This is a genomic window from Mesorhizobium sp. M0618, assembly GCF_040320765.1.
In the GTDB taxonomy this organism is placed as follows: Bacteria; Pseudomonadota; Alphaproteobacteria; order Rhizobiales; family Rhizobiaceae; genus Mesorhizobium.
Genome location: NZ_JAMYQH010000032.1, coordinates 1 through 19,257, shown reverse-complemented (window position 1 = coordinate 19,257; position 19,257 = coordinate 1). Strand labels below are relative to the sequence as shown.

Here is a 19,257-nt window from a genome sequence, read left to right as displayed (position 1 = left end):
CAAGAAGGAATGATTGCGCCCGCCGGCAGCGTTGACCGCATTGCTGCGGCGCTTCACGCCAACGGCCTTGTTCTTCGCGGCGGCTTCAATTTTACAACAGGCAATGCGCCGCCAACGGGATCATCTGGTGCGCCGGCAGCGGCCGTCCTGCTGGTAGGGCAGGCGGGCGCGGCACCCTGGCCGTATTTCCTGCGTTGGCGCGAAAGCCAGCCGGAGCAAATCGCCAATCCGCTCGACACCTGGTCGCGTGAGGTGATCGGCGCGGTGGCGCAGGATTTTGGCGCACGGGCGATTTCTCCGTCGGACAAGCCTTATCTGCCGTTCCAGCAATGGGCGATGCGGGCGGAGGGGCTGAAGCCGTCACCGCTCGGCATCCTCATGCATCCGCACTATGGGCTCTGGCACGCCTATCGCGGTGCGCTGCTGTTCGACGACGAGCTTCCGGTTCAAGCCGCTGAGCCGGGGGCCCATCTTTGCGATAGCTGCGTCGAGAAACCCTGCCTGAAATCCTGCCCGGTCGACGCTTATTCCGCGCAAGGATTTGCTTATCAATCCTGCCTGGCGCATGTGCGTGGAGCCGGCGGCTCGCCTTGCCGCAGCGGCGGCTGCCTTGATCGCAATGCGTGCCCCTATGGCACGGAGTATCGCTATCCGCCGGAGGTTCAGGCCTACCACATGGCGAGCTTCGCACGCGCCACCAACTGATCCATTCCCATTGCGTGGTGCTCGTTCGCTTCGAGCATCTTGACGGCAGTTAGAACCAAGCCTATTCATCAAGTCATCTGATGACTTGATGAATAGGCCGATGCAACCTGCTATCCGAACCAATCTCACCGACAGCGCCACCGAGAGCCTGCGGGCTGAAATCGTCAGGGGCCGCTGGGGTGTCGGCGAGCGTATCCCCAACGAGGCAGCTCTGACCGACCTTCTGTCGGTCAGTCGGGGCACCGTCCGCGAGGCGGTGCGGGTGCTGGTCTCGCAGGGGTTGCTGAATACGCGTCAGGGCTCGGGCACCTATGTGCGCTCCGCCGTCGATACTTCTGCCGCGCTTGACCGGGTCAAACGCAGCGGCTTGCGCGATCAGTGGGAGGCGCGGGCGGCGCTGGACCTCGAGGCCGCGAGGCTCGCCGCCTTGCGTCACACGCCAGCCGACCTCGAGCGGATGCGGCAATTGCTTGCCGCGCGCGGCACCGTCGCCGACGGCGGAAGCGAAGCCTTCATCCGGCGCGATCTTGCTTTCCACAAATCCGTCGTCGCGGCGTCCGGCAACAGGGCGATGATGGAGCTCTATGACTTCTTCACCGCCGCCATCACCGAGACCATCCATGCCACCATCGACGGCGATCTGCCCGAACCGGACCACCAGGCGCATGCGGCAATCGTCGACGCCATTGCCGCGAGCGATCCCGAGCGCGCCGTTGCCGCCGTCCGAGCCTTCATGGCGCCGGTGCTTGCCCAACTTGAAAGACTGCTTTCGCAATGAACCAGAGTTTTCGTCAGCCTGATCCGAAGGCCGAGGTCGAGGGTCTGGAACTCGTCGATGCCGAGGCCGACAGCCTGCCCATGCCGCAGCCGCCTGAACTGCGCAGCCGTGCGGCGCGCATCATGCTTGGCGCAAGCCTTGTGCTGATCGCCTTCAGCTTGAGGCCGCTGTTTTCCAGCCTGTCGGTGCTGTTGCCCGAGGTGATGCAGGCAACCGGTCTTTCGACGACGGGCGCCAGCCTGCTGACGACGCTGCCCGTCCTGTGCCTCGGCCTGTTCGCGCCCTTCGCGCCAAGGCTTGCGCAGCGCTATGGAGCCGAGCGCACTTTGCTCGGGGCGCTCGCCTTGCTGGTGCTGGGAACCGGCCTGCGCTGGTTCGGTACGGTTCCCCTGCTGTTTGTCGCCACATTCCTGGCCGGTGGCGCGATTGCCATCGGCAATGTGCTGCTGCCGGGCCTGGTGAAGCGCGATTTCGCCGACAGGGCCGCTATCATGACCGGGTTCTACACCATGGCGCTCTGCGCCGGCTCGGCTGCCGCTGCCGGCTTCACGCTGCCGATCGAGCATTTTGTCACCGGTTCATGGTCGGGAGCGCTCGCTGCCTGGGCGGTGCCGACGCTGGTCGTGCTGCTGATCTGGATCCCGCAGGCGCTGGGCAGCCGTCGGCAGGTCAGTCATCGCGGCTTTCACGTCGTCGGGCTTTGGCGCGATCGCCTGGCTTGGCAGGTGACGCTGTTCATGGGGCTGCAGTCGGCACTTGCCTATTGCATCTTCGGCTGGCTGGCGCCGATCCTGCGCGAGCGCGGCTTTGACGCGGCCACCGCCGGCGCGATGGTTTCGGTGTCGGTGATGGCGCAGGTCATCACGTGCCTCGCCGTGCCATCCTTTGCGATGCGGCTGAAGGACCAGCGCGGCATCAATGTGGCGCTCGTTGCCATAGCGGTGATCGCGCTGCTCGGCATTCTCTTTGCGCCGACGTCGACGGTGCTGTTCTGGGCGGTCCTGCAAGGCATCGGGCAGGGTGGCCTGATCGCGGCTGCCATGAGCTTGATCGTGCTGCGTTCGCCGGATTCGCATGTCGCCGCGCATCTTTCAGGCATGGCGCAAGGCGTCGGCTATGTACTGGCGGCATTCGGCCCGCTGCTGGTGGGCCTGATCCGCGATTGGACCGGCAGTTTTTCGGGGACGGCGTTCCTGTTCGTCGCGCTCGGGCTTGGCGTAGCCATCATGGGGCTCGGTGCCGGCCGTGCGCTGCATGTCGGCGCGCGGACCGTGCGCGAGGGCGAGCAATAGCGTCACGCAATCCTGCACGAAATGTTGACTGCCGGGTTCAGGGAACGCCTTGCCGTATAGGCTTGCGCGGCTATGTATCGCGCATCAGTCGAACGGAGCGGGCGATGACGAAACACGACCTTCAGATCAAGACCAGGGATGGTGTTGCCAATGCTGGGCTTTTCCGCTCGGCAAACGCATCTCCTGCCAAGGCCGGCGTCATTCTCTATCAGGACGCCTTCGGTCCGCGGCCGGCGCTCGACAGTATGGCCGACCGCCTGGCGAATGAAGGCTATGCGGTGCTGGTGCCCGACCTATTCTACCGCAATGCGCCCTACGGGCCGTTCGACGCCAAGACCGCGTTCGCCGAGGAAAAGACCAAAATCCCGCTGATGGCGCTGGTCAGCGGCACGACACAGGACATGACCATCAGCGACGGCGATGCGTTCCTCGATGCGCTTGCTGCCGAGGGCATCACCGGGCCGATCGGCACCGTCGGCTATTGCATGGGCGGCGGTCGATCATTGAATGCGGCTGCAACCTATCCCGACCGGATAAAAGCGGCCGCAAGCTTCCATGGCGGCAATCTGGCCAGCGACGCCGCCGACAGCCCGCATCGCAAGGCAGCCTCCATCAAGGGGCGCGTCTATGTCGGCACATCCGGCGTCGACAGGAGTTTCCCGCCGGAACAGTCGGCGCGGCTGGCCGAAGCGCTGCGGGTCGCTGAAGTCGATCATGTCATCGAGAACTATGCCGGGATGGCGCATGGCTGGTGCGTGCCCGATCATAGCGTTTTCAACGCCGCGGGTGCCGAACGTCATTGGAAGCGGCTGACGACGTTGTTCGCCGAGACGCTGATCTAAGCCTTCCGCGGCTGTTCTTGCCTGTTGGCTGCCCGTCCCGTTCGCGGTATCAGGCAGCACAAGTGGCGCGGCCCCATGTGAGTGGGTCGAGCGGGAACGAATAGCCTGATGCAATCCTATGATGTCGTGATCATCGGCGCGGGTGCCGCTGGAATGATGTGCGCCGTGGAGGCGGCCAAGCGCGGCCGTTCGGTGCTGATCCTCGATCATGCGGCAATGCCTGGCGAAAAGATCCGCATCTCCGGCGGCGGCCGGTGCAATTTCACCAACATCCATGCCAGCCCGAAGAATTTTCTGTCGGGCAATCCGCATTTCTGCATTTCGGCGCTCAGCCGCTACACGCAGCGCGATTTCATCGCCCTCGTCGAACGCCACCGCATTGCCTATCACGAGAAGACACTTGGGCAGCTGTTCTGCGATGGCTCCGCACGCCAGATCATCGACATGCTGGTCTCGGAAATGCAGGGCAGGGGCGTGGAGCTGGCGCTCTCGGCCAGCGTTGAGGATGTCCGCAAAACCGTGGAGGGGTTTGCGCTCACCCTCTCCACAGGCTTGGTCACTTGCCAGTCGCTGGTCGTGGCCTGCGGCGGCAAGTCGATCCCCAAGATGGGGGCGACCGGCTTCGGCTATGAGCTTGCCGAGCGGTTCGGCCTTGCTGTTGTCGAAACGCGGCCGGCGCTCGTTCCGCTGACCTTCGACGCAAACACGCTCGAACGGCTGGCGCCGCTGGCCGGCAACGCCGTCGACGCGGAAGTCGCCTGCGGCAAGACGCGGTTTTCCGAAGCGATGCTGTTTACGCATCGCGGCGTCAGCGGACCGTCCATCCTGCAGATCTCTTCCTATTGGCGCGAGGGCGATGAAATCCGCATCGCCATGCTGCCGGGAGTTGACGTGGCGGACCTCATTCGGGTGGCCAAGCGAAGCAATGGGCGGCAAGCGGTACAGACGGTGCTGGCAAATCATCTGCCGAAGCGGCTTGCGCAGTCGATCGCCGAGCGCACCGGGATCGACGGCAACCTTGCCGATCTTTCCGACGCCCAGATGAAAACCATAACTGCCGCAGTCAATGACTGGCGCATCAAGCCTGCCGGCTCGGAGGGCTACCGCACCGCCGAAGTGACGCTGGGCGGAGTCGACACCAACGGGCTGGACCAGAAGACGATGCAGGCGAAATCCGTGCCGGGCCTGTTTTTCATCGGCGAAGTCGTCGATGTCACGGGTTGGCTGGGCGGCTATAATTTCCAGTGGGCATGGTCATCGGGCTGGGTGGCGGGGCAGGCGGCCTAGACTTACGTCCGTGGCTTCGTCCCAGCAGTCGCCTTCTTCTTCTTTTTGGCCTGGTTGTAATCGATCGCTGCGCGGACGAGGTCTTTCAAAGCACGCTCATCGAGCCTATCGCCCTCAAGGATATCGATTGCCCGCCACACCTTGCCGCCGAAACCGTTGTTGAACAGCTTGTCGGGGTCCGGCAGGCTGGCGCCATGGGAAAAGGTCAGCTTCACCTTGTCCTTGTGGGCGTTGCCGACCACGATGTTGCCGTCGAGACACCATACCGGGCTGCCCATCCACTTCCACTCCTCGACGATGTCCGGGTCGGCTGCAAGGATGGTCTTGCGGATGCGGGCGAGCGTCTCGCCGCGCCAGTCCGAGAGGCCGGCGATCAATTGGTCGATTTGTTGCGAGGGGGTCATTGGGTGCCTTCCTGTGCCTCGACGCGTTCAACCGCTGCCTGTCACCAGCGCGTCAGTTGGGTGATCTGAACGAGATTGCCGCAGCTGTCGTTCATCTGGACGATGGTCGAACCGGTCACTTCGGTCGGCGGCATGGTGAACGCGCCGCCCTTCGCCTTGATGCGCTCGTAGTCGCCCTTGACGTCGTCGGTGAAGAACATGATCGCGGGCTGACCCTGCTTGAAAATGGCTTCTTGATAGGCCTTGGCGGCCGGGTTGTCGTTGAGCGCGAGCTGCAGTTCGGTCCCATCAGGCTCTTCGGCCGAGGCCACGGTCAGCCAGCGATAAGGCCCATTGCTGAAATCGGCCTTTTTGGTGAAGCCCAGCACGTCGGTGTAGAAGCGCAGTGCGTTTTCCTGGTTGTCCACATACACGCTGGTCAGCTTGATCTTCATCGCTCATTTTCCTCTGTCGTCTTTGGCCCCGCCTTTCGGCAGGAAAGAATTCGAATTTCTGTCGCAGTCGTCGTTGCGGCCGCTACGGGATCCAGCCGGGCAGGGCGGCGGCCTGCTTCACCCAGTCCGCCATCCGCGCCTCGTCGAACTGGTCTTCGCGGATGTCGATCCAGCGCACATCCTTGCTCTTGGCCGTGCCGCCAGGTGGGATCGGCTGCAATGAGATGCCACTGAAGAAGGTCACCTTCAAATAGTGGGTGAGGACATGAAACGACACGAACCAGCCCTGGCCTTCGATGCCGTAGAAGGGCGAGTTCCATCGCACGGCTTTGCGGACGTCCGGCACGTTGCGCTCGATGAGCGCGTCGAGGCGTTCGCCCAGGCCGCGCTTCCAACCCGGCATCGCAGCGATATAGGCCTGCACCGGGGCGTCACCATCGCCCTTGGCGATTTGCGGGTTGCCGCCCGAGAGCAGCACTGGCGCAGCCTTGGCCTTGGTCGATTGCCGCTGCGTCTTGGCCATTCTGCCCCACTCCTATCCGCCGACACACTGCGCGCCGCGGCCCTTGGCGGCATAGGGCAGCACGAACATGTACAGGCCGCTGAACAGCAGCAGGAAGAGCGGCAGGAGCGGCGAGTAGACCACCCAGGCGGGAGGCTGCCCGAATGCCATGGTGGCGAAGTTGGTGATGACGGTCAGCGTAAAGATGATCGACAGCCAGCGATGAATTTGCCGAACCCACATGTTCCAGTCCAATAGTTCCTCCTGTCAAAACAGCCGACGCGAACCACCGATCCGCACCGGCGGGTTTCAATCTATCCGCGCCAGGACCTGACTCAGATTCGTAAAGTACTGCCGCCACCCGCTCGTCGCGCCCCGATACGCCTGCTCCTGATCCGGCCGGAAGCCGGACTGTTCCATGCGCAACCGGGTGCCCGTGCTGGTCGGCAGGAGAGTCCAGGTGACGACACTCTCAAGGCCATAGGCCTGCCACGTGTAGGACAGTGTCTTGTTCAGCTCGACGGCTGTTACCTGACAGTCGACAACGATGCTCACGTCAGGTTGCGGTTCCTTTCGCAGCTTGAAACGGTGGTCCACGACTGGCTGGAAGTCGTTCTTCATCAGCCATTCCTCGATGAGATGCGGCTGGGTCAGCGCGCGCCAGATTTTCTCCGGCGGATAGGGGATCTCACGTTCGACGATGACGGAGCGCGTTTCGGTCGCGATGTTGGTCATTGGTCCATTCTTTTGAGCAAATTTTCGAGATCATCGAACCGGCTCTGCCAGAACGCATTCATCTGGTTCGTCCAGTCGGTCAGCGGGGAAAGTGCTGCGAGCTGGGCGCTGTAATGGGTCTGCCGTCCTTGATGGCGGTCACGCACGAGCCCGGCCTGCCTGAGCACGCCGAGATGCTTCGACACCGCCGGCTGCGAGACCCCCGACTGAGCCGTCAGGGCACCGACCGTCTGCTCGCCTTGCCGGCACAGGCGCTCGAAGATTGCCCGACGCGTCGGATCGGAGAGCGTTCTGAAGAGGACATCGTGAGCGTTCGTCATCTGGGATCGATAACCCTGTGGCTATTGATTGACGTATAACCGCCGAGATATGGATGTGTCAAGCGGGGTGTCGGCGGTCACGATCCGGCGGTTTCCAAAAAAATCTTTCCATTGCCCCAAGGATTAGCCATTAGCCTTCGTCCAACAGGCAAATGATGGCTATGATGCTGGATGAGAGCGAAGCCTCCGACGCCGAACTGATCGGGCGGGCGAAGGGCGGAGACAGAGGGGCCTTCAGCACATTGCTGGAAAGGCACTATGACTTCGTCTATCGCGCCGCCTATCGCTGGTGCGGCAGGAAGGCCGATGCCGAAGACATCGCCCAGGAAGTCTGCGTCAGGCTGGGCAAGGCGATCCGCGACTATCGCGGCGGCGGCGCTTTCACGACATGGCTCTATTCCGTGACGATGAACGCCGCGCGCGACATGATGCGAAAGTCCGCCCGCGAGACCGTCAAGACCGAGGCCTATGGCGTCCATGCATTGATCTCGGGCGAGGCGTCGGTCGAACCGGAAGACCCTGCCGAAGCGCTGTGGGCAGCCGTCCGGCGATTGCCGGACAAGCAGCGCGACGCCGTGCTTTTGGTCTATGGCGAGGGCCTGAGCCATGCGGCCGCCGCTGAGGCGATGGCGATCTCGGAGACGACGGTTTCCTGGCACATCCATGAAGCGAAGAAACGGCTGAAGACGCTGATGCGCGCGGCCGGGGAAGTGTGACCATGGTCGACGACAATGAACTCAACAGACTGCGCGATATCGCAGCACTGGCGCCCGCCAAGGATGCCAAGGCACGTGCCTTCGAGGCCGCCCTGCGCGCCTATGATCAGGAAAATATTTCTGCTGTCTCCCAAGGATCGGTTGGCGGGCTTCGTCTCACAGAGCGAGCACAAAAGCTCTGGAGCGAGATCATGCAAAAGAAACTTATTGCCACGCCGGCCCTTGCCGGGCTCGTCGCCCTGCCGATCGCCGGATACGCCACCTTCCATTTGCTGAGGGAACAGCCGCCCAAATTCGGCGGCGACGAGAAGATCAGCGAGACGCTGGCCGACAAGCCGACGACGGTGAAGCCGACGACCGCCGAGCCGAAGCCGGCTCGCGGCGAGTTGGAGAAGGACAAGAAGTCGGACGCCGATGTGGAAAGCCCCGACGCCACCGATGCGCTTGTGGCGCCGGCCTCGCCGCAGAAATCCGAATCGACCGTTGCTGGGGGCGCTGCACAACAAAATGCGCTGGAGCGCGGTGTGCTGGCCGAGCCTGCGCCACCGGCACCGACAGGTGAATTCGCACTGGATGGCGCTGCAAGTGTACCCAGCACCTCGCGAGCCCGCATGGCGGCGGAGTCGAAGCTGATGGCGCCGCAACAGCCGGCCATGGCGCCGGCCGACCAGATGCTGCCGCAGGAGGAAAATCGCGACCGTATCGAGGATTTCAAGACCAATCCGGTGCATGCGGCACTCGAGGACCCGGTCTCGACCTTCTCGATCGACGTCGACACGGCCTCCTATTCCTTCGTGCGCAGTTCGCTGAAGCAAGGCACTCTGCCGCAAGCCGATACTGTTCGCGTCGAGGAGATGATCAATTACTTCCCCTATGACTGGAAGGGGCCGGACTCCGCCTCGACGCCGTTCAACTCGACCGTCAGCGTCATGCCGACGCCGTGGAACACGCAGACCAGGCTGATGCATGTCGCCATCAAGGGTTTTGACGTCAAGCCGACCGAGCAGCCGAAGGCCAATCTGGTGTTCCTGATCGATGTCTCGGGCTCGATGGACGAGCCGGACAAGCTGCCGCTGCTCAAATCGGCCTTCCGGCTGCTGGTCAGCAAGCTGAAGGCCGACGACACCATTTCGATCGTCACCTATGCCGGTGACGCCGGCACAGTCCTGGAGCCGACCAAGGCGTCCGAAAAGGACAAGATCCTCAGCGCCATCGACAATCTGACGCCCGGCGGCAGCACGGCCGGCGAGGCGGGCATCAAGGAAGCCTACAGGCTGGCGCAAAAATCCTTCGTCAAGGACGGCGTCAACCGGGTGATGCTCGCCACCGACGGCGACTTCAATGTCGGCCAGACCGATGACGACGACCTTAAGCGGCTGATCGAAAGCGAGCGCAAGAGCGGTGTCTTCCTGTCGGTGTTCGGCTTCGGCCGCGGCAATCTGAACGACCAGATGATGCAGACCATCGCGCAGAACGGCAACGGCACCGCCGCCTATATCGATACGCTGGCCGAGGCCGAAAAGGTGCTGGTCGAGGATGCTTCGTCGACGTTGTTCACTATCGCAAAGGACGTGAAGATCCAGGTCGAGTTCAACCCGAACAAGGTCTCGGAATATCGCCTGATCGGCTACGAGACCCGCGCCTTGAACCGCGAGGATTTCAACAATGACCGCGTCGATGCCGGCGACATTGGTTCGGGCCATTCCGTTACCGCGATCTATGAAATCACGCCAAACGGCAGCGGCGGCGAGCAGATCGATCCGCTGCGCTACGGCCAGGCGTCGGTGGACAATGGCGGCGTCGCCAACGCGGACGAATATGCCTTCGTCAAGATCCGCTACAAGCTGCCGAATGAAGACGTCTCGAAGCTGATCACCACGCCGGTGACCTCGGCCAACGAGATTTCGTCCTTCGACCAGGCCAGCGCCGATCAGCGCTTCTCCGTCGCGGTTGCCGCCTTCGGCCAGAAGCTGCGCGACGAGGATGCGACCGCGAAGTTCGGCTACGACAAGATCATGGAGATCGCCACTGCCGCTCGAGGAGCCGACCCGTTTGGGTACAGGTCCGAGTTCCTTTCACTTGTGCGCCTTGCCTCGGCGCTGGGCGGTAACCGGTAGTGGTGATGACGGCCGGTTTCTTTCAGATGGGATCGTTCTGACAGGGGAAACCGACCTACGGGCGGGTGAGGCAGGCCGGCGAGGGAAATCTTGCCGGCCTTTTTTCGCGGATTTTCCGGGTCGTTAAATTGCGCGGCATTTCCGGTACTGGATGGCAACCCTCTCCTTGTTACGCAGGACAGGTGTACTGGGCTTGAGGGAGCCGAAATTGCAGATCAGGACTATCGCCAACTCGATACCCCCAGCGCCAGACGCCTCGGCGGTTTCATCGGCCCCATCATCGGAATCCAGGCGTATCAGTGACGATGTCGCGCAGGCGCGCCATACCGCCCTGTCGGCACTGACCAACGACCGGTTCCGCATCATGCTGGAACAGATCACCGACCCCAGCGCTTCAGGCGCGCTGATGACGATGCGCGGCGACAATGTGGTCGACTTCAAGTCGGCGCAGTCGAGCTACGCCGACAACAGCGAATAGTCGAAAACCGATGGGTCAGGCCCGGCTGCGGCGGCGCTCGCGGCGGGCTTCGCTGGTCTCGGCGGTGTTTTCCGTCGCCACCTTGTTGCGCATCGGACCGATGCGTTCGACGATCGCGGCAACCGTCGGACGATCCGCCCTGGTGTGCGCGTCGAGCGCCTTGCGCATGGCGGCGAGGTGCTGGAACGAGGTGCCGCAGCAGCCGCCGATAATTTTGGCGCCGCCATCGACGGCGAGCCTGACATAGTCGGCCATCAGTTCGGGTGTGCCGGAATAATGGATCTCGGTGCCGCGGAATTCGGGAATGCCGCAATTCCCCTTGACGATCACCGTCGCTTCCGGCTTCGCCTCGATCATGTCGAGCAGCGAGGCCAGGATGTCGGAGGCGCCGACGCCGCAATTGGCGCCAACGCCGAGCGGCGCCTGCGACAGCCCGTCGGTGACGCCGTGGATATCCTTCGGCAGCAGACCCATCATGGTGCGGCCGGCGGTGTCGAAGGAACCGGTGTAGGTGTAGGGCAAGCCGACGCGGATGGCCGCCTCGGCGGCGGCGCGGATCTCGTCGGGAGCCGACATCGTCTCGATCCAGGCAACTTCGGCGCCGCCGGCCTTGAGACCCTCGATCTGTTCGGCGAAGGCGTCGACCGCCTCGTGATAGGTCATGGCGCCCAGCGGCACCAGCAATTCGCCGGTCGGGCCGACCGAACCGGCGACGATCACCTTGCGGCCGGCTCTGTCGGCGACGGCACGAGCAAGCTCGGCGGCGCGCTTGTTCAGCGCATGCGCGCGGTCCTGCGCATGGTGAAGCTTCAAACGGTGACGGGTGCCGCCGAACGAATTGGTGAGGATGATGTCTGCGCCGGCATCGACGAAATTCTGGTGCAGGCTGGTGATGGTGTCGGGCGCCGTCTCGTTCAGCAGTTCGGGCGCCTCGCCGGCCTCCAGACCCATGGCGAATAGATTGGTGCCGGTGGCGCCATCGGCCAGCAGCACGCCCTTTTCAGCCAGCAGCGCATCGATCGGGTTGGTGGTCGTCATCGGATTGGCTTTCATGTTCGAAGTCGGATAAGGATATAAAGAAGTCTTTATGTGTAGTCAATGAATAGCTAGGACGGAGTTCGCCCATGCGGCGCCTTGAGCCATGGCGCGGTGGTGATCTTGGCTGCCGAAAATCAGACAGTGCCTGTTGGGAACGACATGCCGGCCAGCCTGTGCGCAAAGCCGGACGCCTCGTGCGCATTGATGTCGGCAGCCCGGATCAGATTGTCGAAATGCTGGATCAGCGTCTGGATCGGCTGGGTGGCGTTGAGCACCAGATACATGTCGCCGACATAGATGGCGGCACGATAGGGGCCGAAGATGGTGTAGGGGATCGAATAGCGCATCCGCCCATCATAGAGAAACAGCCGGAAGGTCGGGTAGAGGTCGTCGAGCAGCGTCGCCATGTGCAGCAACTGGGCGCGCCGGTCGGCTTCGGGGAAACGGTCCCAGACACCCAGCCCGCGGGCGAAGATCTCCAGCGTGTGGCGCGGCATGCAGACTTCCATGTCGGTTTCCGGGCGCCTGTTGTAGTCGATGCGGTATTGCGTTTCTCCGGCCTGCGCCAGGCGGCTCTTGTTGGTGATGCCGGCTTCGTAGTCGACCAGCGCTTCGGTGCGCAGAAGATCGGGAATGCCGGCAGGCACGTAGCGGATCTTGGTGCCGGCCGCCTCGGCATGCCATTTGGCCAGCAGGGTGCGGTCGAAGCCGTCGGGTGCCTCCTCGATCTCCAGGCTCTCGCGGATTTCGCCGGTGAGGCCCTCGTCCTGGCTGAGACCGAGTAGCCAGTCCAGCGACACTTTGAACTCGGCGGCGATGTTGAGCAGCGTTTCGGCGCGGGGCAGGCGGGTCGAGGCGCCGGACAGCAGCTGCGACAGCGCCGAGCGGTCGATGCCGACCGCGGTCGCGAAGGCCGACTGGTTCAGGTCGGAGCGTGTCAAGAGCATTTTCAGGCGTTCGCGGAAGATCGTCGACAGGTCGCGCTTGTCCATGTGCGTGCTCCACCTCGATTGAGGAAAAATTTGCGCCGAATCGCTTCCGAGCGCGCCTCAGGCGTAAATGAATCTCTAGAACTGTTTACAATGTATAACATGTGCGGTCAAAAATGCGCAATCGCAACAGTTTGTGTACCTTGTCTCGTTGAGTGGAATCATTTCTCCTGACACAATGCTGTCAGGAACCAATTGGGGTTCCGGCGACTGAGGGACAGTGGTCGATAGCATGACGAGCAAGAGCATCAGGCGACACAGCGTACCGGCCATCGAGTGGCCGACCGTGATACTCGCCTTCTTCTGCTACGCAACATGGCTCGCCACCGGTTTTCTGCTCTGGCCATCCTATCCCGTCCTGGCGCTCGCCGTGCTGGCTTTCACCGCTGCACTGCAATCGTCGATCATGCACGAAGTGCTGCACGGTCATCCGACACGCAACGCGCGGGTGAACGAAGCCTTCGTGTTCCTGCCGATCGGTCTGGTCTGGCCGTTCCGCCGCTTCAAGACCATCCATCTGCGCCACCACGCCGACGAGCGGCTGACCGACCCGTTGGACGATCCAGAGAGTTATTACCAGGCGCTCTGGCAGCATGACGAGCTGCCGCCGACGATGAAATTCCTGCTCAAGATCAACAACACCATGGCCGGCCGCTTCGTGCTCGGCCCGTGGCTGTCCTGCGTCGGCTTCTTCATCGACGACGCCAAGCAGATGTTCGCCGGCGACAAGGCGATCCGCAAGGCGTGGCTGCTGCACGCGATCGGCCTTGCCGTCGTGCTGCCGATCGTCCAGTTCGGCTTCGGCATCCCGCTGTGGCTTTACATTCTCGTGCCGGTCTGGCTCGGCCAGTCGCTGATCTCGATCCGCACGTTCGCCGAGCATCAATGGTCGGAACATCCGGAAGGTCGCACGGTGATCGTCGAGCGTTCGCCGCTGTCGTTCCTGTTCCTCAACAACAATCTGCACTTCGTCCACCACAAGACCCCGACCGTGGCCTGGTACAAGCTGCCCAAGCTGTTTCGTGACCGCCGTGAGGAATGGCTGCGGATGAACAATGGCTATGCCTATCCGAACTATTTCGCGCTGATCAAGGCTTACGCCTTCAAGGCAAAAGAGCCGATCGTGCACCCGGTGCTGCGGCGTCAAGCCGAGCCGGGCAGGGCCTTCAAGCCGCGCATCAGGGCGCGCAGCATCAGCGGGCTTGGCAGTGCGCCGGTTCCCGCCGAGCCGCCCAAGGAATAATCCGGCCTATCCGGGGGTCCGTGTCGGCCAATTCTGATTGGACGCCGCGTTTTTGCGATCCTTTTTCCAGACATGATGATTTGATATCGGCATGAGTGAATTGGTTGCGGCGTTGCCGATGTATGATTGGCCCGAAGTGCGCGGCGAGGTCGACGCGCAATGGGTGCTGCTGCGCGATGCTTTCCGGGGAAAGGGCATTGACGCGCCGGAAACCATCGCGCGTCGCAATGGTGACCTGCCGCCGGTGCCGGGCGGAATTCGTGATGCTGCCGGTGCATTGATCGCACCCGATCCAGCGACATTGCCGCCGGACGAACTCGATTTTCACAGACTGTGGCTGCACCCGGCGCTGCTGTTCGCGCAGACCTGCTGGGGGCCGATGGAACTCGGCCTGTCCATGCATGTGCAGGTGGTCGCCCAGCCAAGCTACGACGCCTACGAAGGCGGGCAGGGCGAGCTCTATTCCAGCGCTATCGTCATGCTGGCGGATGGCGCGCCGTCGGTAGCCTCGCCCAACGACGGCAGCCCGCTGGTCCCACTCGATCGCATCCGTGGCAAGCGCTTCACCTTCAACAGCCTCGATTCGATGTCGGGGTTCCTCGGTTTGACGCGCGACCTGGAGGCGATGGGCGAGAGCCTTGACCTCTTTGCCTCGCGCAGCGAAAGCGGTGGGCACCGTTCCTCGATCGTGGCAATTGCCGAGGGCAAGGCCGATATAGCGGCCATCGACTGCGAGAGCTGGGCACTGGCGCAGCGTTTCGAGCCGGCGGCGAAAAAGGTGGTGGTCATCGGCTGGACCGGGCGGCGCAAAGGCCTGCCTTACATCACCGCCGCGGTGACACCGGAAAAGACGGTTGGGGCGTTGCGCGAGGCCCTTGCCGGGCTAGCCGAGCAGCCTCGCATCCAACGGGTAGGTTGAGAGCTGTTCGTTGCCGGTCTCGGTGATCAGGATCTGTTCCTCGATCTTGACGCCTTCGCGCCCGCCAAGCCGGCCGATATAGCTTTCCACGCACAGGACCATGCCCGGTTCCAGCACGCCGTCCGGCGTGTCCGATGTCCAGTCGCTGGCATGCGGTAGTGTCGGATACTCGTCGGCCAGGCCGACGCCATGATAGAGCACGCCGTATCGCGTCGGGAAGCAGTCTCCCGGTGGCACGGCCGAGCGCTCGACGAGGTCGCGAAACGAGATGCCCGGCTGCATCAGTGCCGTGTTGTGCTCGATCTGATCGGCGGCGATACGGAACAGGTCGCGCTGTTCATTGGTCGGCTTTGCATCGCCGCACAGCCATGTCCGCGACAGGTCGGCGCAGAAGCCGTAGGGGCCGATCAGGTCGGTGTCGAAGGCGACGAGGTCGCCTGATACAATCTTGCGTGACGAGCATTCCTGGAACCACGGATTGGTGCGCGGGCCTGACGTCAGCAGCCGGGTCTCGATCCATTCGCCGCCGCGCGCGATGTTGCCGCGATGCAGTTCCGCCCACAACTCATTTTCGGAAATGCCAGGCTTCAGCGCCTGTTCCATTTCGCCCATCGCCGCCTCGCAGGCGACGATGGCGCGGCGCATGGCGAGGATTTCGTCAGGCGACTTGATCAGCCGCGCATTTTCCATCACCGCTTCGCCATTGCCGATGGAGATACCAAGCCGCGCCAGTTCCTCGACGCCTTCCGGGTTGATGTGATCGACGGCGATGCGGCTGTTGCCGCCGCCATGCTCTTTCACCAGATCGGCTATTCCTGCGGCCCAGCGGCGGACTTTTTGCTCGGTCAACTCGCCGCTATAGAGGTACATCCACGACACCGCCGGCCGCACCTCGTCGACGACGCCGGAATGATCGGACAGGTGCTCGCAGGAAAAATAGTCGAACAGCACCACCGGGCCGTCGGTGGCGACAAAGCAATGCCGCGTCGGGTTGTGCGCCACCCACAGCTGCATGTTGGTCGAGTCGGTGGCGTAGCGGATGTTGACGGGGTCGTAGAGCAGGGCGCCGGCATAGCCGCGCCGCTTCAGCTCGGCGCGGATACGCTCCAGCCGGTAGTGGCGCATCGCGGGGAGGTCGGGAGCGGCAATGCCTGCCGCGGCCCATTCAGCCTCGGCCTGCGCACCGTAGCCCAGCACATGCTGGTTGAGCGAAGCCGCCTTCTGGCGGGAGGCGTCGCGCAAGGCTTCGATCGAGTCGGCTTCGAACGGCATGATCTTGCGATGCCGGCCAAAGCTGCCCTTCGGCCCCGCGCTGTCCATGGTCGAACCTCAGGTCCGCATCTTCTCGCCGCTCGGGTCGAAAGGCGCTTCGACGTTGATGCGGGCCGGGCGCCGGTGACCGAGGATCTCGATCTCGAACAGCCCGGCACTTTCGTCCTCGGCAAGCGCTGCGGGGACGTAGCCCTGCGCCATCGACTTCTGCACATAATGCGCATAGCCGCCTGACGTGACCCAGCCGACCACGCGCCAGTCGCCATCGACGATACCCCGCACGGCGGAAGCGCCTTCGGTAGCCTTGGAGCCACGTATTTCCTTGCCGCCCTTGTCGAAGCGCGGCGCGCCATAGCCATGCGGCCTTTCCACCGTGCCATAGTCCTTGCTGACCTTGGCCCAGATCGGCTCGTCGCCCATGACATCGGCGTCGGCGGCATCGACGATGAAGGAGACGCGGCGCAGCTTTGGCCCCTCGGCCTGTTCCTTGGCGGCGGCCTCGCGGCCGATAAAGTCGTTCTTCTCGAGCTTGATAAAGCGGTCCATCGCGCCTTCGAACGGTCCGTAGATCGGCCGCAACTCGCGGAACCAAGTCGGAAAATTCTTTTCGAGGCGCATGGAGAGCAGAGCGCGCATGCCGAAATCGACAAGGCCGAATTCCTCGCCGGCGTCCTTGATCGCTTTGTAAACCAGGCGCTCGTAGGCCGGCGCCATCCAGATTTCATAGCCGAGGTCGCCGGTGTAGGTGATGCGGTTGACCATGCAGGGCGCCCCGCCAACCGCCATCTCGCGGAAATCCATGAAGCGGAAGGCTTTTGTCGAGACGTCGACATCGACCAGTTTCTGCAGCAAGTCCCGTGATTTCGGCCCGGCGATCGACAGGCCGACCAGGGTCTGGTCGAAGCGGTGGATGCGCACCGTTCCGTCCTTCGGCAGGTGCTTCTCGAACCAGCGCATGTGGTATTTCTGCGCCGCCGACGAGCCCCAGATCATGAAGCGGTCTTCTGCCGCCTTGGCGATGGTGAAGTCGCCGATCAGCTTGCCGAACTCGTTGAGCATCGGCGTCAACACGATGCGGCGGGTCTTCGGCATGCGGTTGGTCATCAGCCGGTTGAGGAAATCCTCGGCCGCGGGTCCCGAGACTTCGTATTTGGCAAAATTGGCGATCTCGGTGACACCGACACGCTCACGCGTGGCGCGCACTTCCTCGCCGATCGGCCCAAAATCGTTGGAGCGGTGGAAGGAGATGATATCCCTGGGTTCCCTGCCTTCAGGTGCGAACCAGAGCGGCGTTTCGAGGCCCCAGGAGTCGCCCATGACGGCGTTGTTGGCCAGCATGGTGTCGTAGAGCGGCGTCGTCTGCGCCGGGCGTGCTGCCGGCAGTTCCTCATTGGGGAAGCGGATGGAGAAGCGGCGCGAATAGTTTTCGCGCACCTTGGCGTTGGTGTAGCGCAGGCCAGCCCATTCGCCGAAGCGGGTGACATCCATGCCCCAGACGTCGAAGCCGGGATCGCCATGGACCATCCAGTTCGACAGCGCCAAGCCGACGCCGCCGCCCTGGCTGAAGCCGGCCATCACGGCGCAGGCGCACCAGAAATTGGTCAGGCCCTGCACCGGGCCGACCAGCGGGTTGCCGTCGAGCGCGAAGGTGAAGGGGCCGTTGATGATCTGCTTGATGCCGGCCTTCTCGATGCCGGGGAAATGCTTGAAGCCGATTTCCAGCGACGGCGCGATGCGGTCGAGGTCGGGCGGCAGCAATTCATGGCCGAAATCCCACGGCGTGTTGACCGGCGACCACGGCTTGCAGGCCTTCTCATAGGTGCCGAGCAGGATGCCGTTGCGCTCCTGGCGGGTGTAGATCTCGCCCTTGAAGTCGAGCACGCCGATCATTTCGCGGCCGGTCGACTTGTTGAACTCCTCGACCTCCGGCATCGGCTCGGTCAAGAGATACATGTGCTCCATGGCCAGAACCGGCAGCTCGACGCCGACCATGCGGCCGATCTCGCGCGCCCACAGGCCGCCGCAATTGACGACATGCTCGGCCTTCACCGTGCCCTGTTCGGTGACGACGTTCCAGGTGCCGTCGACCTCCTGCGTAAGTTCGACGACGCGGTTGCGCAGCACGATCTCGGCGCCGAGTTTTTTTGCCGCCTTGGAGTAGGCGATGGTGGTGCCCGACGGATCAAGATGGCCTTCCACCGGATCCCACATGGCGCCGACGAAATTGGTCTCGTCCATCAGTGGGAACATAGCCTTGGCTTCGGACGGGGTGATCAGCTCTGTGTCCATGCCGAGATAGCGGCCCTTGGCATGGGCAAGGCGCAGGAAATCCATGCGCTCCGGCGTGTCGGCCATCATCACGCCGCCGGTCAAATGCAGCGAGCAGGACTGGCCGGATATTTCCTCGATCTCCTTGTAGAGCTGCACCGTATAGGCCTGCAGTTTGGCGACGTTGGGGTCGCCGTTCAGCGTGTGGAAGCCTCCCGCCGCATGCCAGGACGAGCCGGAGGTGAGCTCCGAGCGCTCGATCAGCATGATGTCGGTCCAGCCGGCCTTGGCCAGATGATAGAGAACCGAGCAGCCGACGACGCCGCCGCCGATGACAACCGCTTTTACGTGAGATTTCATCTAGATAGGTCCGTTTTTGAAGAGATTGAATCGGGTGAGCGGGGTGTGAAGACAAAGCGGAGATCGGATGCAGCGATGTTCTCGGCCAGCCTGCCATCAAGCGCGGCGAGGATGGTTTCACAGACCGACGTGCGATGTTTCAGGACGTCATGGTTCCAAACACGCAGGATCGAATAGCCTTGAGCGCGCATGAAGTCGTCGCGGTGGCGGTCATATGAACTGCCGGCGTGTTGGTGCCCGTCGATTTCCACGACAAGCCAATTTTCGCGGCAAGCGAAGTCAGCGTAGTATGGTTCGATAGAGAACTGTCGCGTGAACTTGTAACCGCCAAGCTTGCGGGCTTTTAACTCAAGCCAAAGCAGCGCTTCGGCTTGATTGTCGCCTTGCCTGAGTTTTCTCGCTCGCCGAGTTGTGCCTGTTTTTCGGCGGCTGCGCGTTTCATGAACGGCTTCCCCCACTCCGTCCCCGCTGCGCGGCGCCACCTTGTATCTACACGAGAGAGATTTCGTGGGATTAGAGCGATTGAGCCAAGGTCCGGGCGGCCGCCCGGACCTTGGC

21 protein-coding genes are annotated in these 19,257 nt (G+C 62.9%); 10 read left to right on the top strand and 11 right to left on the bottom strand.

Annotated features, from left to right (window positions below; genetic code table 11):
* The first annotated feature begins 9 nt into the window (after window positions 1-9).
* From NKJ04_RS27275 to NKJ04_RS27255, 5 genes are all read left to right on the top strand, one after another.
* Complete coding sequence (locus tag NKJ04_RS27275) at window positions 10-705, top strand: 4Fe-4S dicluster domain-containing protein (protein WP_352678287.1); 696 nt, start codon at window positions 10-12, stop codon at window positions 703-705.
* Window positions 706-805: 100 nt separating this feature from the next.
* Window positions 806-1,483 (top strand): FadR/GntR family transcriptional regulator, encoded by a 678-nt coding sequence (locus tag NKJ04_RS27270; RefSeq protein ID WP_352678285.1) that lies wholly within the window; start codon window positions 806-808, stop codon window positions 1,481-1,483.
* The gene (locus tag NKJ04_RS27265) at window positions 1,480-2,775 is read left to right on the top strand and encodes a CynX/NimT family MFS transporter (RefSeq protein WP_352552480.1); all 1,296 of its coding nucleotides are present in this window, start codon (window positions 1,480-1,482) and stop codon (window positions 2,773-2,775) included. Before NKJ04_RS27270 ends, NKJ04_RS27265 begins: the two co-directional genes overlap by 4 nt.
* Window positions 2,776-2,879: 104 nt before the next feature.
* Window positions 2,880-3,617 (top strand): dienelactone hydrolase family protein, encoded by a 738-nt coding sequence (locus NKJ04_RS27260; RefSeq protein WP_352552479.1) that lies wholly within the window; start codon window positions 2,880-2,882, stop codon window positions 3,615-3,617.
* A gap of 108 nt (window positions 3,618-3,725) precedes the next feature.
* Entirely contained in the window at window positions 3,726-4,904 is a 1,179-nt protein-coding gene (locus tag NKJ04_RS27255; RefSeq protein WP_352552477.1) for a BaiN/RdsA family NAD(P)/FAD-dependent oxidoreductase, read from the top strand.
* Window positions 4,905-4,906: 2 nt separating this feature from the next.
* Here NKJ04_RS27255 and NKJ04_RS27250 read toward each other — a convergent pair whose 3' ends face one another.
* The 6 genes from NKJ04_RS27250 to NKJ04_RS27225 form a co-directional block, all read right to left on the bottom strand.
* Window positions 4,907-5,308, bottom strand: coding sequence for a DUF1801 domain-containing protein (locus tag NKJ04_RS27250; protein ID WP_128303955.1), 402 nt, complete (start codon window positions 5,306-5,308; stop codon window positions 4,907-4,909).
* Between the two features lie 41 nt (window positions 5,309-5,349).
* Complete coding sequence (locus tag NKJ04_RS27245) at window positions 5,350-5,742, bottom strand: VOC family protein (protein ID WP_128303956.1); 393 nt, start codon at window positions 5,740-5,742, stop codon at window positions 5,350-5,352.
* An 82-nt stretch (window positions 5,743-5,824) separates the two neighbouring features.
* Window positions 5,825-6,265, bottom strand: coding sequence for a DUF1801 domain-containing protein (locus NKJ04_RS27240; RefSeq protein ID WP_352678282.1), 441 nt, complete (start codon window positions 6,263-6,265; stop codon window positions 5,825-5,827).
* 12 nt (window positions 6,266-6,277) lie between these two features.
* On the bottom strand, window positions 6,278-6,499 hold the full coding sequence (locus NKJ04_RS27235; RefSeq protein WP_352678280.1) for a hypothetical protein: 222 nt from the start codon (window positions 6,497-6,499) through the stop codon (window positions 6,278-6,280).
* Window positions 6,500-6,553: 54 nt separating this feature from the next.
* Window positions 6,554-6,979 (bottom strand): SRPBCC family protein, encoded by a 426-nt coding sequence (locus NKJ04_RS27230; protein ID WP_128303959.1) that lies wholly within the window; start codon window positions 6,977-6,979, stop codon window positions 6,554-6,556.
* Complete coding sequence (locus tag NKJ04_RS27225; protein ID WP_352552471.1) at window positions 6,976-7,299, bottom strand: ArsR/SmtB family transcription factor; 324 nt, start codon at window positions 7,297-7,299, stop codon at window positions 6,976-6,978. The genes NKJ04_RS27230 and NKJ04_RS27225 overlap by 4 nt, the downstream gene beginning before the upstream one ends.
* A 155-nt stretch (window positions 7,300-7,454) precedes the next feature.
* Here NKJ04_RS27225 and NKJ04_RS27220 point away from each other — a divergent pair, with 155 nt between their 5' ends.
* From NKJ04_RS27220 to NKJ04_RS27210, 3 genes are all read left to right on the top strand, one after another.
* Window positions 7,455-8,015, top strand: a complete 561-nt coding sequence (locus NKJ04_RS27220) for an RNA polymerase sigma factor (RefSeq protein WP_352552469.1) — start codon at window positions 7,455-7,457, stop codon at window positions 8,013-8,015.
* 2 nt (window positions 8,016-8,017) lie between these two features.
* Window positions 8,018-10,132, top strand: coding sequence for a YfbK domain-containing protein (locus NKJ04_RS27215; protein WP_352678276.1), 2,115 nt, complete (start codon window positions 8,018-8,020; stop codon window positions 10,130-10,132).
* 208 nt (window positions 10,133-10,340) lie between these two features.
* A complete protein-coding gene (locus tag NKJ04_RS27210) occupies window positions 10,341-10,610 on the top strand; it encodes a hypothetical protein (RefSeq protein WP_023812294.1) in 270 nt (89 codons plus the stop codon).
* A 15-nt stretch (window positions 10,611-10,625) separates the two neighbouring features.
* Here the strand turns inward: NKJ04_RS27210 and bmt are convergent, their stop codons facing one another.
* Window positions 10,626-11,648: a betaine--homocysteine S-methyltransferase gene (gene bmt, locus NKJ04_RS27205; protein WP_352678355.1), complete on the bottom strand. Its 1,023-nt coding sequence runs from the start codon at window positions 11,646-11,648 to the stop codon at window positions 10,626-10,628.
* A 134-nt stretch (window positions 11,649-11,782) separates the two neighbouring features.
* On the bottom strand, window positions 11,783-12,640 hold the full coding sequence (locus tag NKJ04_RS27200; protein WP_023812292.1) for a helix-turn-helix domain-containing protein: 858 nt from the start codon (window positions 12,638-12,640) through the stop codon (window positions 11,783-11,785).
* Window positions 12,641-12,869: 229 nt separating this feature from the next.
* Between NKJ04_RS27200 and NKJ04_RS27195 the strand changes: the two genes are divergently transcribed.
* Window positions 12,870-13,880: a fatty acid desaturase gene (locus NKJ04_RS27195; RefSeq protein ID WP_352678273.1), complete on the top strand. Its 1,011-nt coding sequence runs from the start codon at window positions 12,870-12,872 to the stop codon at window positions 13,878-13,880.
* 91 nt (window positions 13,881-13,971) lie between these two features.
* Window positions 13,972-14,799, top strand: coding sequence for a phosphate/phosphite/phosphonate ABC transporter substrate-binding protein (locus tag NKJ04_RS27190; RefSeq protein ID WP_352678270.1), 828 nt, complete (start codon window positions 13,972-13,974; stop codon window positions 14,797-14,799).
* Here NKJ04_RS27190 and NKJ04_RS27185 read toward each other — a convergent pair.
* Genes NKJ04_RS27185 through NKJ04_RS27175 form a run of 3 tightly spaced genes read right to left on the bottom strand, consistent with a single transcriptional unit; the run spans window position 14,764 to window position 19,157 of the window.
* Window positions 14,764-16,119 (bottom strand): M24 family metallopeptidase, encoded by a 1,356-nt coding sequence (locus NKJ04_RS27185; RefSeq protein WP_352678267.1) that lies wholly within the window; start codon window positions 16,117-16,119, stop codon window positions 14,764-14,766. The genes NKJ04_RS27190 and NKJ04_RS27185 overlap by 36 nt on opposite strands.
* 9 nt (window positions 16,120-16,128) lie before the next feature.
* Complete coding sequence (locus NKJ04_RS27180) at window positions 16,129-18,699, bottom strand: GcvT family protein (RefSeq protein WP_352678265.1); 2,571 nt, start codon at window positions 18,697-18,699, stop codon at window positions 16,129-16,131.
* Window positions 18,696-19,157 carry an endonuclease domain-containing protein gene (locus NKJ04_RS27175; RefSeq protein WP_352678262.1) on the bottom strand — a complete coding sequence of 154 codons (462 nt, stop codon included), beginning with the start codon at window positions 19,155-19,157 and terminating at the stop codon, window positions 18,696-18,698. The genes NKJ04_RS27180 and NKJ04_RS27175 overlap by 4 nt, the downstream gene beginning before the upstream one ends.
* Window positions 19,158-19,257 lie beyond the last annotated feature (100 nt).

What these genes read in the sequence shown, in the direction of transcription:
- NKJ04_RS27230 (WP_128303959.1), bottom strand. Translation starts at nt 6,979, where the DNA reads ATGACCAACATCGCGACCGAAACGCGCTCCGTCATCGTCGAACGTGAG.
- NKJ04_RS27185 (WP_352678267.1), bottom strand. Translation starts at nt 16,119, where the DNA reads ATGGACAGCGCGGGGCCGAAGGGCAGCTTTGGCCGGCATCGCAAGATC.
- NKJ04_RS27275 (WP_352678287.1), top strand. Translation starts at nt 10, where the DNA reads ATGATTGCGCCCGCCGGCAGCGTTGACCGCATTGCTGCGGCGCTTCAC.
- NKJ04_RS27215 (WP_352678276.1), top strand. Translation starts at nt 8,018, where the DNA reads ATGGTCGACGACAATGAACTCAACAGACTGCGCGATATCGCAGCACTG.
- NKJ04_RS27265 (WP_352552480.1), top strand. Translation starts at nt 1,480, where the DNA reads ATGAACCAGAGTTTTCGTCAGCCTGATCCGAAGGCCGAGGTCGAGGGT.
- NKJ04_RS27260 (WP_352552479.1), top strand. Translation starts at nt 2,880, where the DNA reads ATGACGAAACACGACCTTCAGATCAAGACCAGGGATGGTGTTGCCAAT.
- bmt (WP_352678355.1), bottom strand. Translation starts at nt 11,648, where the DNA reads ATGACGACCACCAACCCGATCGATGCGCTGCTGGCTGAAAAGGGCGTG.
- NKJ04_RS27190 (WP_352678270.1), top strand. Translation starts at nt 13,972, where the DNA reads ATGAGTGAATTGGTTGCGGCGTTGCCGATGTATGATTGGCCCGAAGTG.
- NKJ04_RS27180 (WP_352678265.1), bottom strand. Translation starts at nt 18,699, where the DNA reads ATGAAATCTCACGTAAAAGCGGTTGTCATCGGCGGCGGCGTCGTCGGC.
- NKJ04_RS27240 (WP_352678282.1), bottom strand. Translation starts at nt 6,265, where the DNA reads ATGGCCAAGACGCAGCGGCAATCGACCAAGGCCAAGGCTGCGCCAGTG.
- NKJ04_RS27250 (WP_128303955.1), bottom strand. Translation starts at nt 5,308, where the DNA reads ATGACCCCCTCGCAACAAATCGACCAATTGATCGCCGGCCTCTCGGAC.
- NKJ04_RS27200 (WP_023812292.1), bottom strand. Translation starts at nt 12,640, where the DNA reads ATGGACAAGCGCGACCTGTCGACGATCTTCCGCGAACGCCTGAAAATG.
- NKJ04_RS27220 (WP_352552469.1), top strand. Translation starts at nt 7,455, where the DNA reads ATGGCTATGATGCTGGATGAGAGCGAAGCCTCCGACGCCGAACTGATC.
- NKJ04_RS27195 (WP_352678273.1), top strand. Translation starts at nt 12,870, where the DNA reads ATGACGAGCAAGAGCATCAGGCGACACAGCGTACCGGCCATCGAGTGG.
- NKJ04_RS27225 (WP_352552471.1), bottom strand. Translation starts at nt 7,299, where the DNA reads ATGACGAACGCTCACGATGTCCTCTTCAGAACGCTCTCCGATCCGACG.
- NKJ04_RS27255 (WP_352552477.1), top strand. Translation starts at nt 3,726, where the DNA reads ATGCAATCCTATGATGTCGTGATCATCGGCGCGGGTGCCGCTGGAATG.
- NKJ04_RS27245 (WP_128303956.1), bottom strand. Translation starts at nt 5,742, where the DNA reads ATGAAGATCAAGCTGACCAGCGTGTATGTGGACAACCAGGAAAACGCA.
- NKJ04_RS27270 (WP_352678285.1), top strand. Translation starts at nt 806, where the DNA reads ATGCAACCTGCTATCCGAACCAATCTCACCGACAGCGCCACCGAGAGC.